This is a genomic window from Pseudomonas saponiphila, from assembly GCF_900105185.1.
Classification (GTDB): Bacteria; Pseudomonadota; Gammaproteobacteria; order Pseudomonadales; family Pseudomonadaceae; genus Aquipseudomonas; species Aquipseudomonas saponiphila.
Genome location: NZ_FNTJ01000002.1, coordinates 1,191,345 through 1,203,152 on the forward strand (window position 1 = coordinate 1,191,345; position 11,808 = coordinate 1,203,152).

Annotated in this window: 14 protein-coding genes; 7 read left to right on the top strand and 7 right to left on the bottom strand. The window is 64.5% G+C overall.

The features are described from left to right. Positions 1–181 precede the first annotated feature (181 nt). Positions 182–739, top strand: a complete 558-nt coding sequence (locus tag BLV47_RS27320; RefSeq protein WP_092319425.1) for a pesticin C-terminus-like muramidase — start codon at positions 182–184, stop codon at positions 737–739. Positions 740–781: 42 nt separating this feature from the next. On the opposite strand, the gene BLV47_RS27325 is transcribed toward BLV47_RS27320, so the two are convergent. After that, positions 782–1,240: a hypothetical protein gene (locus BLV47_RS27325; RefSeq protein WP_092319427.1), complete on the bottom strand. Its 459-nt coding sequence runs from the start codon at positions 1,238–1,240 to the stop codon at positions 782–784. Positions 1,241–1,325: 85 nt separating this feature from the next. After that, positions 1,326–1,874: a hypothetical protein gene (locus BLV47_RS36605; RefSeq protein WP_244168957.1), complete on the bottom strand. Its 549-nt coding sequence runs from the start codon at positions 1,872–1,874 to the stop codon at positions 1,326–1,328. Between the two features lie 183 nt (positions 1,875–2,057). Between BLV47_RS36605 and BLV47_RS27335 the strand changes: the two genes are divergently transcribed. Beyond that, positions 2,058–2,393 carry a hypothetical protein gene (locus BLV47_RS27335; protein ID WP_016965014.1) on the top strand — a complete coding sequence of 112 codons (336 nt, stop codon included), beginning with the start codon at positions 2,058–2,060 and terminating at the stop codon, positions 2,391–2,393. Positions 2,394–2,448: 55 nt separating this feature from the next. Here the strand turns inward: BLV47_RS27335 and BLV47_RS27340 are convergent, their stop codons facing one another. After that, the gene (locus BLV47_RS27340) at positions 2,449–3,915 is read right to left on the bottom strand and encodes an ArnT family glycosyltransferase (protein WP_092319429.1); all 1,467 of its coding nucleotides are present in this window, start codon (positions 3,913–3,915) and stop codon (positions 2,449–2,451) included. Between the two features lie 237 nt (positions 3,916–4,152). Further along, positions 4,153–4,506 (bottom strand): winged helix-turn-helix transcriptional regulator, encoded by a 354-nt coding sequence (locus tag BLV47_RS27345; RefSeq protein ID WP_092319431.1) that lies wholly within the window; start codon positions 4,504–4,506, stop codon positions 4,153–4,155. A gap of 106 nt (positions 4,507–4,612) precedes the next feature. Between BLV47_RS27345 and BLV47_RS27350 the strand changes: the two genes are divergently transcribed. Next, a complete protein-coding gene (locus tag BLV47_RS27350; RefSeq protein ID WP_092319433.1) occupies positions 4,613–5,647 on the top strand; it encodes a zinc-binding alcohol dehydrogenase family protein in 1,035 nt (344 codons plus the stop codon). Positions 5,648–5,762: 115 nt separating this feature from the next. Here the strand turns inward: BLV47_RS27350 and BLV47_RS27355 are convergent, their stop codons facing one another. Beyond that, positions 5,763–6,251, bottom strand: coding sequence for a hypothetical protein (locus tag BLV47_RS27355; protein ID WP_208605317.1), 489 nt, complete (start codon positions 6,249–6,251; stop codon positions 5,763–5,765). 88 nt (positions 6,252–6,339) lie between these two features. Further along, a complete protein-coding gene (locus BLV47_RS27360) occupies positions 6,340–6,810 on the bottom strand; it encodes a hypothetical protein (protein WP_092320577.1) in 471 nt (156 codons plus the stop codon). 366 nt (positions 6,811–7,176) lie between these two features. Here BLV47_RS27360 and BLV47_RS27365 point away from each other — a divergent pair, with 366 nt between their 5' ends. Then, positions 7,177–7,494 carry a hypothetical protein gene (locus BLV47_RS27365; RefSeq protein ID WP_016965022.1) on the top strand — a complete coding sequence of 106 codons (318 nt, stop codon included), beginning with the start codon at positions 7,177–7,179 and terminating at the stop codon, positions 7,492–7,494. Positions 7,495–7,520: 26 nt separating this feature from the next. Here the strand turns inward: BLV47_RS27365 and BLV47_RS27370 are convergent, their stop codons facing one another. After that, entirely contained in the window at positions 7,521–8,303 is a 783-nt protein-coding gene (locus BLV47_RS27370; RefSeq protein WP_092319437.1) for an AraC family transcriptional regulator, read from the bottom strand. A gap of 115 nt (positions 8,304–8,418) precedes the next feature. Here BLV47_RS27370 and BLV47_RS27375 point away from each other — a divergent pair, with 115 nt between their 5' ends. The 3 genes from BLV47_RS27375 to BLV47_RS27385 all read left to right on the top strand — a co-directional run bounded on the left by BLV47_RS27375 (position 8,419) and on the right by BLV47_RS27385 (position 11,711). Further along, a complete protein-coding gene (locus BLV47_RS27375) occupies positions 8,419–9,303 on the top strand; it encodes an EamA family transporter (protein WP_092319439.1) in 885 nt (294 codons plus the stop codon). A gap of 236 nt (positions 9,304–9,539) precedes the next feature. Further along, positions 9,540–11,180: an ArnT family glycosyltransferase gene (locus BLV47_RS27380; protein ID WP_092319441.1), complete on the top strand. Its 1,641-nt coding sequence runs from the start codon at positions 9,540–9,542 to the stop codon at positions 11,178–11,180. Between the two features lie 69 nt (positions 11,181–11,249). Then, the gene (locus BLV47_RS27385) at positions 11,250–11,711 is read left to right on the top strand and encodes a GNAT family N-acetyltransferase (RefSeq protein WP_092319443.1); all 462 of its coding nucleotides are present in this window, start codon (positions 11,250–11,252) and stop codon (positions 11,709–11,711) included. The last annotated feature ends 97 nt before the right edge of the window (positions 11,712–11,808 follow it).

The following is an 11,808-nucleotide window of genomic DNA, read 5'->3' on the forward strand; positions in this document are numbered from 1 at the left end:
CTTTCACGTCCATTTGGTACCTCCTTGGAATTATGGATAACGCTGGCTTGATCCTAAGGAGGTGCCTCGTCCGTTGTTCAGTGGGAAATTTCCCCCCTATGAAGAGGAACTATTACATCCTGATGTTGTATCGGTCGCGGGTGGTGCACTGGATTTTCTTCAACTGGTGGAGGAAATATCCATGTCACGTTATGCGATTGATTTCAGTTTCATCGCCGCCCTCGAAGGCGGGGCCATGACCCGTGGTTACGTGCCCGATGCAGCCAACAGCAAGAGCGGGGTCACGGTGGGCACCGGGTTCGACCTGGGCCAGCGCGGGGTTCAGGACTTGCAGGCGCTGAACCTGCCGGCGGATCTGGTGCGGCGGTTGACGCCCTACCTGGGGCTGACGGGGCTCAAGGCCAAGCAGTTTCTCGATGGCCAACCCCTGAGCATCAGCAGCGACGAGGCCGAGCTGATCGACGAGGCCTACAAGGCGCCCTTCGTCGATCGGCTGGCAGCGGCCTACACCCAGGCCAGCGGGTTGGATTTTGCCCAGTTGCCGGCGCCGATGCAGACGGTGATCGCCTCGGTGGCCTTTCAGTACGGCAACCTGGCCAGCCGCACGCCGAAGTTCTGGGCCCAGGTGGTGGCCCGCGACTGGAAGAGTGCCCTGGCCAACCTGCGCAACTTTGGCGACAGCTATGGCACTCGCCGGCGCAAGGAGGCCGATCTGCTGAACTCGCAGCTGGGTTCATGAGTGGTTGCCGCCCAGGTCCCGGACCTGGGCGGCTGGCCGGGATCAGGGGCAGGGGTAGGTTTGCAGCAGGCTCGCATTGCCCATGTGGCTGGTGTCCTCGGGGCGCGTGCCGCTGGGTAGTGAACGCCAGTCCACCAGCAGGCAGATGGCATTCAGGGACTTGCCCCGGGCCTGGCCGATGGCCGTGGAGAATTCATAGCGGTACAGCGCCTGGGTAGTGTTTTGCGCGGTCACGCTGGTGGCATTGCTCAGGGTGCTGCGCGCCATGTCCGGCAGTTTGTCCTGGGACACGGTAAAGCGCGGCTGCTCCCCCTGGGCATTGAACGCGCCCTGGTCCCTGGAGCGCTTCCACAGTTGTTGCCACTGGCTGCTGCCGGCGACGCTACTCAGGGTGGCGGCGTAGGCCTTGAGGGTGGCGGGCGGCAGACCGGTGGTTTCCAGGGCGTGGGCGGCGCTGGCCAGCAGGCTCAGGGCGATGATCAGTGAACGCAGAATCAACATGGGGCAACTCCTTTTCCAGGCCGCACAGGCCTGAGACGAACACAGGGAAATCCTCCGGCGACGGGGCGCCGCCGGAGGGCAAGGCTTAGCGGGCGTCGAGGTAGTCCCAGCGCAGGCCTTCCTTGTTGTTTTTTGCCGTCAGCTCCTTGGCCACGGTGTTTTCGATGGCGTTGACGTTGATGTTTTCCACTTCGAGGATGTTCTTGTTCGCCAGTTGCTTGCGGAACTCGGCCTTGTTGGTGAGGAACTGGCAGGCGTGTCCCAGTTCATGCATCAGCACCAAGGCCGGGGACAGCCGCTCGACCCGGTCGCTGCTGAACAGCGCGAGGAATTTCTGGAAATTGCTCAGGTCTGGCTGTTTGTATTTTTTCTCGATGGCGTACACCTGGGACTTGAGGTTCCACACCACGCGCCCGGCGGAGGTGGTGGAGCTGGTGGCTGGGGGAATCCAGCGATCGGTCTTGTCTGATGCCGACGAGTTGGTGACTTCCACGATCAGCTCTTCCTTGACGGCAATCAGTTCGTCGATCAGGAAGTTGGCCAGGTCGGATTGGCGCAGATAGCGGCAGGCATCGTCGAAGCGCTTCTGGGCGACGGCCTGGTCCAGGGTGGTGCTGGTAACGGTGATGGTCATGACTGACTCCTTTTGGGAAATGCCCGTCAATGGGCAGGAGTCATGGTTTCAAGGGCGGTGAGCGGGTATCAGCGGGAAAGGATTCAAGGGGAGCCTGTCTCGGGATGGGCATTTTCCCCCCTCGCGGGTAAAGTGCCGCGCCCGGGAAATGAATCCCGGATGTTTTTTTCATGGAGTTAAGCCTTGAAACACATCAGCAAAGTCGTTGCCTCTGCCTGTCTCGGTCTGGTTCTTGCGGGCTGCACCGGCACCCCGATGAAAACCCAGCAGTTGGACAGCAGCCAGTACACCGTCATCGGTCACAGTGAAGCGACCGCCACCGGCATCATGTTGTTCGGAGTGATCCCGATCCAGCAGAACAGCCGTTTCGTCCGCGCGCAGACCGCGGCGATCAAGGCCAAGGGCGGCGATGCGCTGATCAATACCCAAATCCAGGAAAACTGGTTCTGGGCCTGGGTCCTGAGCGGCTACACCACCAAGGTTTCCGGCGATGTGGTCAAGCTGAAGAACCCTCAGTAAGCCTCGCCCGGATAGACAAACGGCACCTGATTCAGGTGCCGTTTTCATTGGTGGGTCACTGGCCCGGCGCGAGGTTGACGAAGTGGTAGGCCTGGCGGCTGACCATGATGGTCTTGAGGATCTGCAACGGTGGCTTGGGCGTCTGGTCGCCGCCGATGAGGGCCACATGCTGCGGCGATTCGGCAAGAAAGGCCTGCAACTGCGCTTCGGTCTGCAGGTCCTTGAGCAGGCTCTGGGTGTAGAACACGCTGGCCCCGGCAATGCGCTCGTTGGCCTGATACAGCGCCAGCTGATGCCCGCTGGCCTGCAGCGCCATGATCTGGTCGGTCACCGGGACGAAGGACAGTTCACGGTCGGCCCGGGGCGCTGCCCATTGGGCGTTCGCCAGGTAGGCGCAGACCATCAGGCTCATGATGGCGATGGCCAGGGCCCGACGCCGGCGCCCCACCACACTCCAGAACCCCGCTCCCTGGGCCCGCTGCGCGAGGCGCTGGTACAGCACCGCTCCGTACTCGGCCGCCAGCACCGCCGCCGCCGGGGTCAGGGACATCAGGTACACCGTGCGCTTGCTGGAGGCCAGGCACAGCAGGGTGAACTGCGCCAGCAACCAGAGGCTGAAGAACAGCAGGTAGCGGTTCTGCACCAGGGTCTTGCGAAAGTGCCACAGGCCCAGGTAGACCAGGATGTTCCACGGCAGGAAGGCCTGGGGCAGCTTGGCCAGGTAGTAATAGAAGGGCTCGTAGTGCCCGGCCTCGACAAAGGAGCCGTCGAAGCGCCCGACGCTGTTGGTCCACAGCACTTCGCCCAGGGCTTGCAGGCCGCCGCGCTGGTAGAGCATGTACAGCCAGATCATCAGCGGCACCAGGCCCAGCAGGGTCAGCAATCCGGGGCGCAGCCACTGGCTGAAGCTGAAGCGTTTTTCGATCAGGCTGTCGGCCAGCAGGTAGGCGAAGATCACCACCCCCGGCATGGCCAGGCCCAGCACCCCCTTGCTCAGGGTGGCGATGGCGATACCCACGGCGAAGGCCAGCCAGGCCAGCAGCGCCGGTTGCTGTTCGGCCTGACGGCGCTGGGCCTGAAAGAACGCCAGCAGCGCCAGGGTCACCCCGAGGCTGAGCAGGGCATCCTCACCCACGCCGCGCACGTTGCTCCAGTAACTGGCCATGGTCGCCAGCATCAAGCCAGCCACCGCCGCCAGGGTGGCCGGGCGGCCAAAACGGCGCAGCATGGCGTACAGCAGCATCACGCTGAACAGCCCGGCAAAGGCCGAGGCCAGGCGCACCGCCAGGGGCGTGCCGCCGAAGGCGCGGATGGCACTGGCGTCGAGCCACAGGCTCAGCGGTGGTTTCTCCAGGAACGGCGTGCCGAACAGGCGCGGCGTGACCCAGTCGTCATCCAGGTGCATTTCCATGGCGATCCCGGCTACCCGGGCTTCGGTGGAGCCCTGCAACTGGTGATTGCCCAGGGCGAAGAAGAACAGCAGGCAGGCCAGCAGGAACAGCAGTGGAGCGGGTCGGGACATGAGTTGTGCGCCGGCAGATCAAGAGGAGCAGCCGGAAGGCTGCGGGCAAGCGGCAAAGTATACGGAGGCAAGTCTTAACAAATTGTGAACATGTAGGAGGAAATAGTCGGTTTTTGTGAGCGCGGCCCAGTCATCCCGGGGCGTTCAGGTAGGCGGCCACGGCGTGCGGGAACAGCTGCTCGTAGAGGGGGTAGCCAATGCCCTGCACGCTGATCTCGATGGCCACTTCAATGAGGGCTACAGGAGGGCGGCTTCCTGCCGGCGGCGCTGGATGCGCCCATGGCCCCAGGCGGACAGCGCCTCGATCACCGGTTGCAGCGAGCGGCCTTCCTCGCTCAGGCGGTATTCGACCCGTGGCGGCACTTCGGCGTACACCGTGCGCAAGACCAGGCCGGCGCCTTCCAGGTCGCGCAGTTGCTTGGTCAGCAGGCGCTGGGAGATCCCCGGCAGGCGACGTTGCAGCTCGTTGAAACGGAGGAATTCGTTGGCCAGCAACTGATGCAGGATCACGCCTTTCCAGCGGCCGTCGATCAGGTCCAGGGTGACCTCCACCGGGCAGCCCGGAATGTCCTGGTAGTGTTTGTTTTTCATCGCCTGACGGTCCTTTTGCGTAGCAGGTACGCAAAAGTACCCTACTTGTGCGAGCAGGGCATGAGGGATTTAAGTGGGCGCTTTCCAACGCCAAGGAAGCTCTGCAATGAAGGCCATCGCCTACCTCAAAGGCTCGTCGCTGTCCGATCCCCAAGCCCTTTACGACCTGGACCAGGCCGAACCCGTACTCGAACCCCATGACCTGCTGGTGGCGGTCGAGGCGGTGTCGGTCAACCCGCTGGACACCAAGGTCCGCGCCGGCATGGTCAGGGTGCCCGAGCACGTGCGGACTTTGGGCTGGGACGCCAGTGGCGTGGTCCGCGCCGTGGGCAGCGCGGTGACCCTGTTCGCTCCCGGGGATGCGGTGTTCTACGCCGGCACCTTCACCCGCGATGGCGCCAATGCCGAGCTGCACCGGGTCGATGAGCGCCTGGTGGGGCACAAGCCCGAGCGTTTGTCCTTTGCCCAGGCGGCGGCCATGCCGTTGACCGGGCTGACGGCATGGCAGTTGCTCTTCGAGCGCCTGGGTCGGGTGCCCGGCGACCTGTCTCGGCAGGGTACGTTGCTGATTGTCGGTGGCGCCGGCGGCGTGGGCTCGGTGCTGATCCAGCTGGCGCGCCAGCTGACCGGGATGACGGTGATTGCCACCGCCTCGCGGCCGGACAGCCGCCAATGGTGCCTGGACCTGGGAGCCCATCAGGTGCTGGATCATTCTCGCTCGCTGGTGCCGCAAGTGGCCGCCCTCGACCTGCCGCCGCTGAGCCATATCGCCGCCCTGACCCACACGGCACGGCACTATGCCGAGCTGAGCGAAATCATCGCGCCCCACGGCCATCTCGCGCTGATCGATGATCACGACTTCTTCGATGCGCTGCCGCTCAAGGCCAAGAGCGTGTCCCTGCACTGGGAGATGGTGTTCACCCGGGCGTTGTTTCAGACCCCGGACATGATCGAGCAGCACCACATCCTCAACCGACTGGCGCAGTTGCTGGACCAGGGCGTGATTCGCAGCACCCTGAATGAAGTCATCAGCCCCTTCAACGCCGACAGTCTGCGCCGGGCCCATGCCCGTGTGGAGCAGGGCGGCCTGTCGGGCAAGGTGGTAGTGGCCCGTGAGGCCCAGCCCAGCGCCTCGTTGTAGACGCCGGCTGGGGCGGTGCTGGCTTGGGAGCAGGCGTGATCAAGGCTGGCGAAGGACTGGAGCGCCTATTCGCCGGCAAGCCGGCGCCCACGGGAATGGGGTGCAGGGGCGCTGATCAGCGCAGGTGACGGCCGCTGCGCCACCAGAAAACCAGCCCCAGAAAGGCTCCCGAGCAGCCTAACAGCGGCGCCAGCGGCAGGTAGCGCTGCAGGCCGTCGGGTATGGGCTCCTCCTCGGCCGGGTCGGAATAGAAGCTGGAGGGCGCCAGGCTGGCGACCACGGGGATGGTCGGCATGGCGGCCAGGGCGCCGCTGAACAGGTAGATCAGCACGTTGCGCCAGACAAAGCGTTGGGCCAGCCAGAAGAACAGTGCGCAGGGCAGCGCCGTGAGAATGCCGATCAGCACGCCACTGACGACCAGGGTCACCAGGCCCATGAGCAGCGTCTGCAGAATGATGTCGCCGTTCAACGAGCCGGCGCTGGTCAGCATCAGCAGCATCAGCAGCAAGGCCAGCACCGTGGCCAGGGCGGTGGCGCCGATGAAGTAGGCGGCGAACCAGTCTTCCGGTTGCACGCTGCGATGGGATGGGGATTTTCTGGGCATGGCAAGGATCGCTATATGGGTGGCTGCTTTGGCTTTGGCCAGGGGAGGCATTCCCTGGCGCCGGGCCGGTGGTGAATAAAGGCTTGGTTCAGCGCAAGTGACGCCCGCTGCGCCACCAGAACAGGCCCCCCAGAAACACCCCGCAGCCGCCGAACATCGAGGCCTGCTGTAAGTAGTGCTGCACAGGGCTGACGCCGTACGGCAGGTTGAAGAGTTCGGGGAGCAGCTTGGTCATCACGGGAATGGCCAACTGCGCCGCCAGGGCTCCGCTCACCAGGTAGATCCACAGCTGACGCCAGGAATAGCGCTGGGCCAGCCAGAAGAACAGGATGCACGGCAAGGCGGCGATCAGGGTAATCAGCACCAGGCCCACCAGCAGCACCGCCACGCTGAACGACAGGGAGTCGAGCAGCATTTGCCACGGATTCTGGCTGCTGCTCAGCAGCATCAGGTTGAGCACCAGCATCAGGGCCAGGGCCAGCCCGGTGACGCCGATGAAGTAGGTGGCGATCCAGTGACCGCGGTTCAGGGTGCGAACGGATTGGCGCGCTTGGGACATGCTGGGCTCGGGCTTCAGGCTGAGGATGACTGGACTCAGGCTATCGGCAGGCAGGCCTTTTGATTGTGGAGTTTGCGTGGTTTTTTCGCGGTCAACGCCCGTGGCGGATGACGCCGGGGGCGCAAATCCCTTATACAGGCAGCGGCCCGTCGACGGTTCACGGGCCTGGTTTGCCTCACCCACCCAGAAGGAGATGGACATGTTCAAGTTCCTGACTATGACCGAGTTGCCCCGTACCCCTGCGCATCGAGATACAGGCTCCGTCAGCGGAGCGATCAATGCCTGGGAGCTGAAAAATCGGGCTCTCAATACCAAGGGGTTTGTTACATGTCCAAAGAATTACTCGGAGTTTCTGCTGTAGGGCTGATGGTGCTGGGCGAGTTCTGCGCCATCTACAGTGAGGTGGTGGTGGCGCGGCTGGCCCATTCCGGCAACACCTCCGGTGCCGAACTGGCGTTGCCGGTACTGATCATGTGCCTGGGCGGTATCTGCCTGCTGGCGGCCTACTGGCTGGGTTATGTGGCGGTGGGCGATATCTGGATCATCACCGTGGTGTCGGTGACGTCACTGCTGCTCCTTGAGCCATTGGTGATCTGGGCACTGTTCCAGCAGGCCCCCGGGCGTGGTGCCTTGATCGGCTGCTGCCTTGGGGCGCTGGGGATGTTGTCCGCCGTGTTCCTGTAGCGCGGCGTCGCTCAGGCTCGGGTCATTCAGACCCGGGCCCGGGCAAAGTAGCGGCTGGGCGCCTCGCCCAGGACCTTGCGAAATACACTGCTGAAGGCACTCGGGCTGCTGTAGCCCAGGTCGCTGGCAACCCGGGTTACCGCCTCGCCCTGGCCCAGGCGCACCACGGCCGCCAACAGGCAGGCCTGCTGGCGCCATTCGACGAAACTGATGCCGGTGTGCTGGCGAAACAGCCGGGTGAAGGTGCGCCGGCTCATTGCCGCGCGCTCGGCGATGGCATCGATCCCCAATTCCAGCGACGGCTGTTCCAGCAGCTCGCGACAGACCCTGGCCAACCGCGGCTCGTTCGGCAGCGGGGCGTTGAGGGTCAAGGCCGGCATGCTGGCAACTTCATGCAGCAGCAGGTTCATCAACTGCCCCTGCACGCCATCCCTGGCGTACAGCGCGGGCAGGTGCATGGCCCGCAGCAGCAGTTGGCGCAGCAACTCGGACACTTCCCGTACCTGGCACTGCTCCGGCAAGCCCAGGCGCTTTGCCGCCCGGGCACGCACATAGGTGTTGAGCATGGTCACCGGGCCGCTCATGTGCATGGCGTGAGTCACCCCGGCCGGCACCCAGATCGCCCGTTGTGGCGGCACCACCCAGTTGCCCTGCGCGGTAAAGACGCTGATCACGCCGGTGGCGGCATAGGCGAACTGCCCGCGGCGGTGTTGGTGCTCGGCGAAGTACAGGCCGTCGGGGTAGTCGATGGCACTGACCACCACATCCCGCGGGGTATTGTCGTAAGGGTCGATAGCGATAGGCTGCATGGCCCGAATCTACTGATAGTTGACCTGATACTGCAAGCGGGCCATGACGGGCTGCGGCGATAGTTCGGCCCCGGCCGGGGATTTGCTCGCGGCCGCCTTTCCTGGACCGCACGACATGCAGAAAAAACACCTGTTCCTTGCCCTTCTGGTAACGGCCTTGTGGGGCCTGAACTTCCCCATAACCAAGCTAGGGCTGGCGACTATCGATCCGTTGCTGCTCACCGCCCTGCGTTTCACCCTCGCGGCGTTGCCCTGGGTATTCCTGGTGCCGCGCCCGCAAGTGGGGTTTGGCTGGCTGGCGGCCTACGGGCTGATTTTCGGCGTGGCCATGTGGGCCCTGATCAACCTGGGAATCGATCAGGGCGTTGCGCCGGGCACGGCTTCGCTGTTGATCCAGTTCAGCGCCTTTTTCTCCCTGGGCTGGGGCGTGTTGCTGTTCGGCGAGCGCCTGCGCTGGCAGCAGGTTCTGGCCACGGCCATTGCGCTGTGGGGGTTGTTGCGGATCATCGGCGCTAGCCCCGGGCACGCCACCAGCCTGGGTCATGCCTTGCTGCTGGTGAGCGCCTTCAGCTGGAGTGTGGGCAACGTCATCATCAAGCGCTGCGGGGTGCGGGAGGTGTTCGCCTTCGTGGTCTGGGCCAGCCTGTTCGCGCCGTTGCCCCTGCTGGCACTGACCTGGTTGAGCCATGGACGTGCGCCGTTTCTGCAACTGGCCGGGCAGGTGTCCGTCGGCGCGCTGCTGTCGCTGATGTTCCAGGTCTATGTGGCAACGCACTTCTGTTACTGGGGCTGGAACCTGTTGCTGCGCGAGTATCCGGTCTCGCGGGTGGCGCCCCTGTCGTTGCTGATTCCGGTGTTCGGCATGGCCGGGTCGGTGCTGATCCTGGAGCAGCCAGTGGGCATCGATGACGGGATCTCCATGGGCCTGATCCTGTTGGCGCTGGCTGTGGGGCAGTTCGACTGGCGCCGGTTTTCGAGCTTGGAACGTCGCTCCCTGTAGCCGCTGCCGCAGGCTGCGCATCAGGCGCAGGGGGCTTGCGGTCATCAGAGGTTTGCCTGGAAACCGTCAGGCAAGGCACCGCTGGCCTTTTCGCCGCCTCGTGGGCTCGGCAGCGGCGACAGTCGGCGGCGCAGGCGGTTTTTTTATTCTCGTTCAGTCACCGTTCAGTGGGTGCGCGCGCACCATGTCCAGCCTTACGCCGGGCCCATGGCACGGCACTTTCTGACGGGGCGAAGATGGTTCGAGAAACGCGTTTCGGGATTGAGTCCTGGGGTATCTACCTGGCGGCCCTGCTGCTGTTCACCTTTGGCATCTGGGACCAGCAGCCCCAGGGTTTCGACGGGCGCTGGGCGCTGTTCCTGCAGGAAATGTTCCGCCACGGGCCGAGCCTGTTCCCCACCACTTACGGCCAGCCGTATCCGGATTACCCGGGCACAGCGACCTATTTCAGCTACCTGTTCGCCCAGCTCTTCGGCGCCCCCAATCACCTGGCCAATATCCTGCCCACCGCCTTGGCTTCGGCCGGGGTCCTGGCGCTGCTGTACCGCCTGCTGGCGCCCATGGGCCGCACCTGGGCGCTGCTGGCGGTGCTGCTGACGGCGCTGACCAGCCAGCTGTTGGACAAGTCCCGCTCGGTGTGCCTGGACCAGATGATCTCGCTGCTGTGCCTGGGAGCCTTCTACCTGCTGCACAGCGGCGAACAGCGCGGCTCGCGGCTGCGGCCATTGCTGGTGCTGCCGTTGTTCGCCCTGGCCTTCGCCATTCGCGGGCCCCTGGGGCTGGTGGAGGTCTGTGGCGTGGTCTGCACCTACTGGCTGCTGGGCGACAGCCGCACCCAGGAGGCGCGCCGCACCTTGTTCAAACGCGTGCTCGGCTACGGCTGCGGCGGCCTGCTGGTACTGGCCGGCTGTTGGTGGCTGCTGATGCAACTGGCCCATGTCAGCGGCGGCGAGGCCTTTGTCCATCAGGTCTACAACATGCAGGTGAGCGGGCGCCTGGATGAAAGTGGCGAGCCGTTCTACTTCTACTTCCAACTGGCGCTGTACCGCTATTTCCCGGTGGTGCCCCTGGCCCTGGTAACCCTGTGGATGCTGCGCAGCCAAGTGTTCCGGCGCCATGTCGACCCGCAACTGCGCCTGGTACTGCGGCTCGGCGCTTGCGGCCTGATGATCCTGCTGGGGCTGTCGGTGCCGCACTTCAAGCGCGCCTACTACATCCTGCCCATGGTGCCGATGTTCGCCGCGGTGGCCGCCTACGGCCTGCTCATGGTCCGGGGCAGAATGAGCAAGGTGCGCAGCGCCTACCTGTGGCTGGTGGGTGTGCTGCCGGGGCTGTGCATCCTGGTGCTGTTCGTGCTCAAACACAGCTGGCACAAGCACGGCTACTGGCCGCCGGTGTCGATGCCGCTGCTGATCTGCATTTTCGTCGTGCTGCAACTGCTGGCGCTGTACTGCTGGCGCCACACCCGCGGCAGCTTCGGGCGGCGCCTGGTGCTGCTCAGCGCCCTGGCCCTGGCGGCGCAATGGACGCTACTGGTAGCGGTGGTGGACCCGGCCAAGGACCGGCAATTCGACACCCAGGGTTTTGTCCATGATGTGGAGCAACTGCGCGCGGCCGAACACGGGCCCCTGGTGTTCTTCAACCTGGGCCAGGACACCTGGGCCGTGCGCTACATGATGAACCTGGACTACGACGAGCAGCCGCTGTTCGTTCGCGGCGACGCCCCCGGAGAGCTGGATGCACTGCCCCACGGTTCCTGGGTGATCGTGGCGCGCAAGGATCGAGAGAAGCTCCGGGGCACCTCGCTGGAAAACCAGCAGACGGTGTATGAAGGACGGTTGAATGACAATCCCTGCCTGGTGTTTCAGTTGCGGTAAAGGCTTGGCAGCTGGTGGGGCGCGCCGTATTTTCGCCAGGACCGTCAGTGCTGAAACCAGGGAGTGGTCATGGAGTGTCACGTTCGTCCGGCCTTGCAGGCCGATGCCGCGCAAATCAGCCGGGTGATCCTGGCGGCCTTGCTCACCAGCAATGCCCAGGACTATCCCGCCAGTGTCATCGAGCGGGTGCAAGACAGCTTTACCCCGGACGCCGTCCTGCAACTGATGCGGCGTCGGCAAATGTTCGTCGCCCTGGTGGACGGGAAACTGCTGGGCACCGCCAGCCTCGACGGGCGCGCGGTGCGTTCAGTGTTCGTCGATCCGGCGTACCACGGCCATGGCCTGGGCCGGCAACTGATGGCCGCAGTCGAGCAGGCGGCGTTGCAGGCGGGGCTGGCCTCGCTGGTGGTGCCCTCGTCGGTCACTGCCGAAGGCTTCTATGCACGCTTGGGGTATGTCCGGGTACGTGAGCACTACGAGGGCGAGGAGCTGACGCTGATCATGGAGCGGGCCCTGTCCGGGCCGGCTTGACCTTTGCCGCCATGAGCCTTGTAGGAGCGAGCTTGCTCGCGATGGACGTCAAGGATAACGCGCGCTCGCTGGGGGAATGCGGCGCTCTTGGGAGCTT

Excerpts from the sequence above, each read along its gene's own strand:
- BLV47_RS27370 (WP_092319437.1), bottom strand. The coding sequence starts at position 8,303 with ATGCAGCCTATCGCTATCGACCCTTACGACAATACCCCGCGGGATGTG.
- BLV47_RS27365 (WP_016965022.1), top strand. The coding sequence starts at position 7,177 with ATGGTGCTGGGCGAGTTCTGCGCCATCTACAGTGAGGTGGTGGTGGCG.
- BLV47_RS27345 (WP_092319431.1), bottom strand. The coding sequence starts at position 4,506 with ATGAAAAACAAACACTACCAGGACATTCCGGGCTGCCCGGTGGAGGTC.
- BLV47_RS27350 (WP_092319433.1), top strand. The coding sequence starts at position 4,613 with ATGAAGGCCATCGCCTACCTCAAAGGCTCGTCGCTGTCCGATCCCCAA.
- BLV47_RS27320 (WP_092319425.1), top strand. The coding sequence starts at position 182 with ATGTCACGTTATGCGATTGATTTCAGTTTCATCGCCGCCCTCGAAGGC.
- BLV47_RS27340 (WP_092319429.1), bottom strand. The coding sequence starts at position 3,915 with ATGTCCCGACCCGCTCCACTGCTGTTCCTGCTGGCCTGCCTGCTGTTC.
- BLV47_RS27325 (WP_092319427.1), bottom strand. The coding sequence starts at position 1,240 with ATGTTGATTCTGCGTTCACTGATCATCGCCCTGAGCCTGCTGGCCAGC.
- BLV47_RS27355 (WP_208605317.1), bottom strand. The coding sequence starts at position 6,251 with ATGCCCAGAAAATCCCCATCCCATCGCAGCGTGCAACCGGAAGACTGG.
- BLV47_RS27380 (WP_092319441.1), top strand. The coding sequence starts at position 9,540 with ATGGTTCGAGAAACGCGTTTCGGGATTGAGTCCTGGGGTATCTACCTG.
- BLV47_RS27360 (WP_092320577.1), bottom strand. The coding sequence starts at position 6,810 with ATGTCCCAAGCGCGCCAATCCGTTCGCACCCTGAACCGCGGTCACTGG.
- BLV47_RS27385 (WP_092319443.1), top strand. The coding sequence starts at position 11,250 with ATGGAGTGTCACGTTCGTCCGGCCTTGCAGGCCGATGCCGCGCAAATC.
- BLV47_RS27375 (WP_092319439.1), top strand. The coding sequence starts at position 8,419 with ATGCAGAAAAAACACCTGTTCCTTGCCCTTCTGGTAACGGCCTTGTGG.
- BLV47_RS36605 (WP_244168957.1), bottom strand. The coding sequence starts at position 1,874 with ATGACCATCACCGTTACCAGCACCACCCTGGACCAGGCCGTCGCCCAG.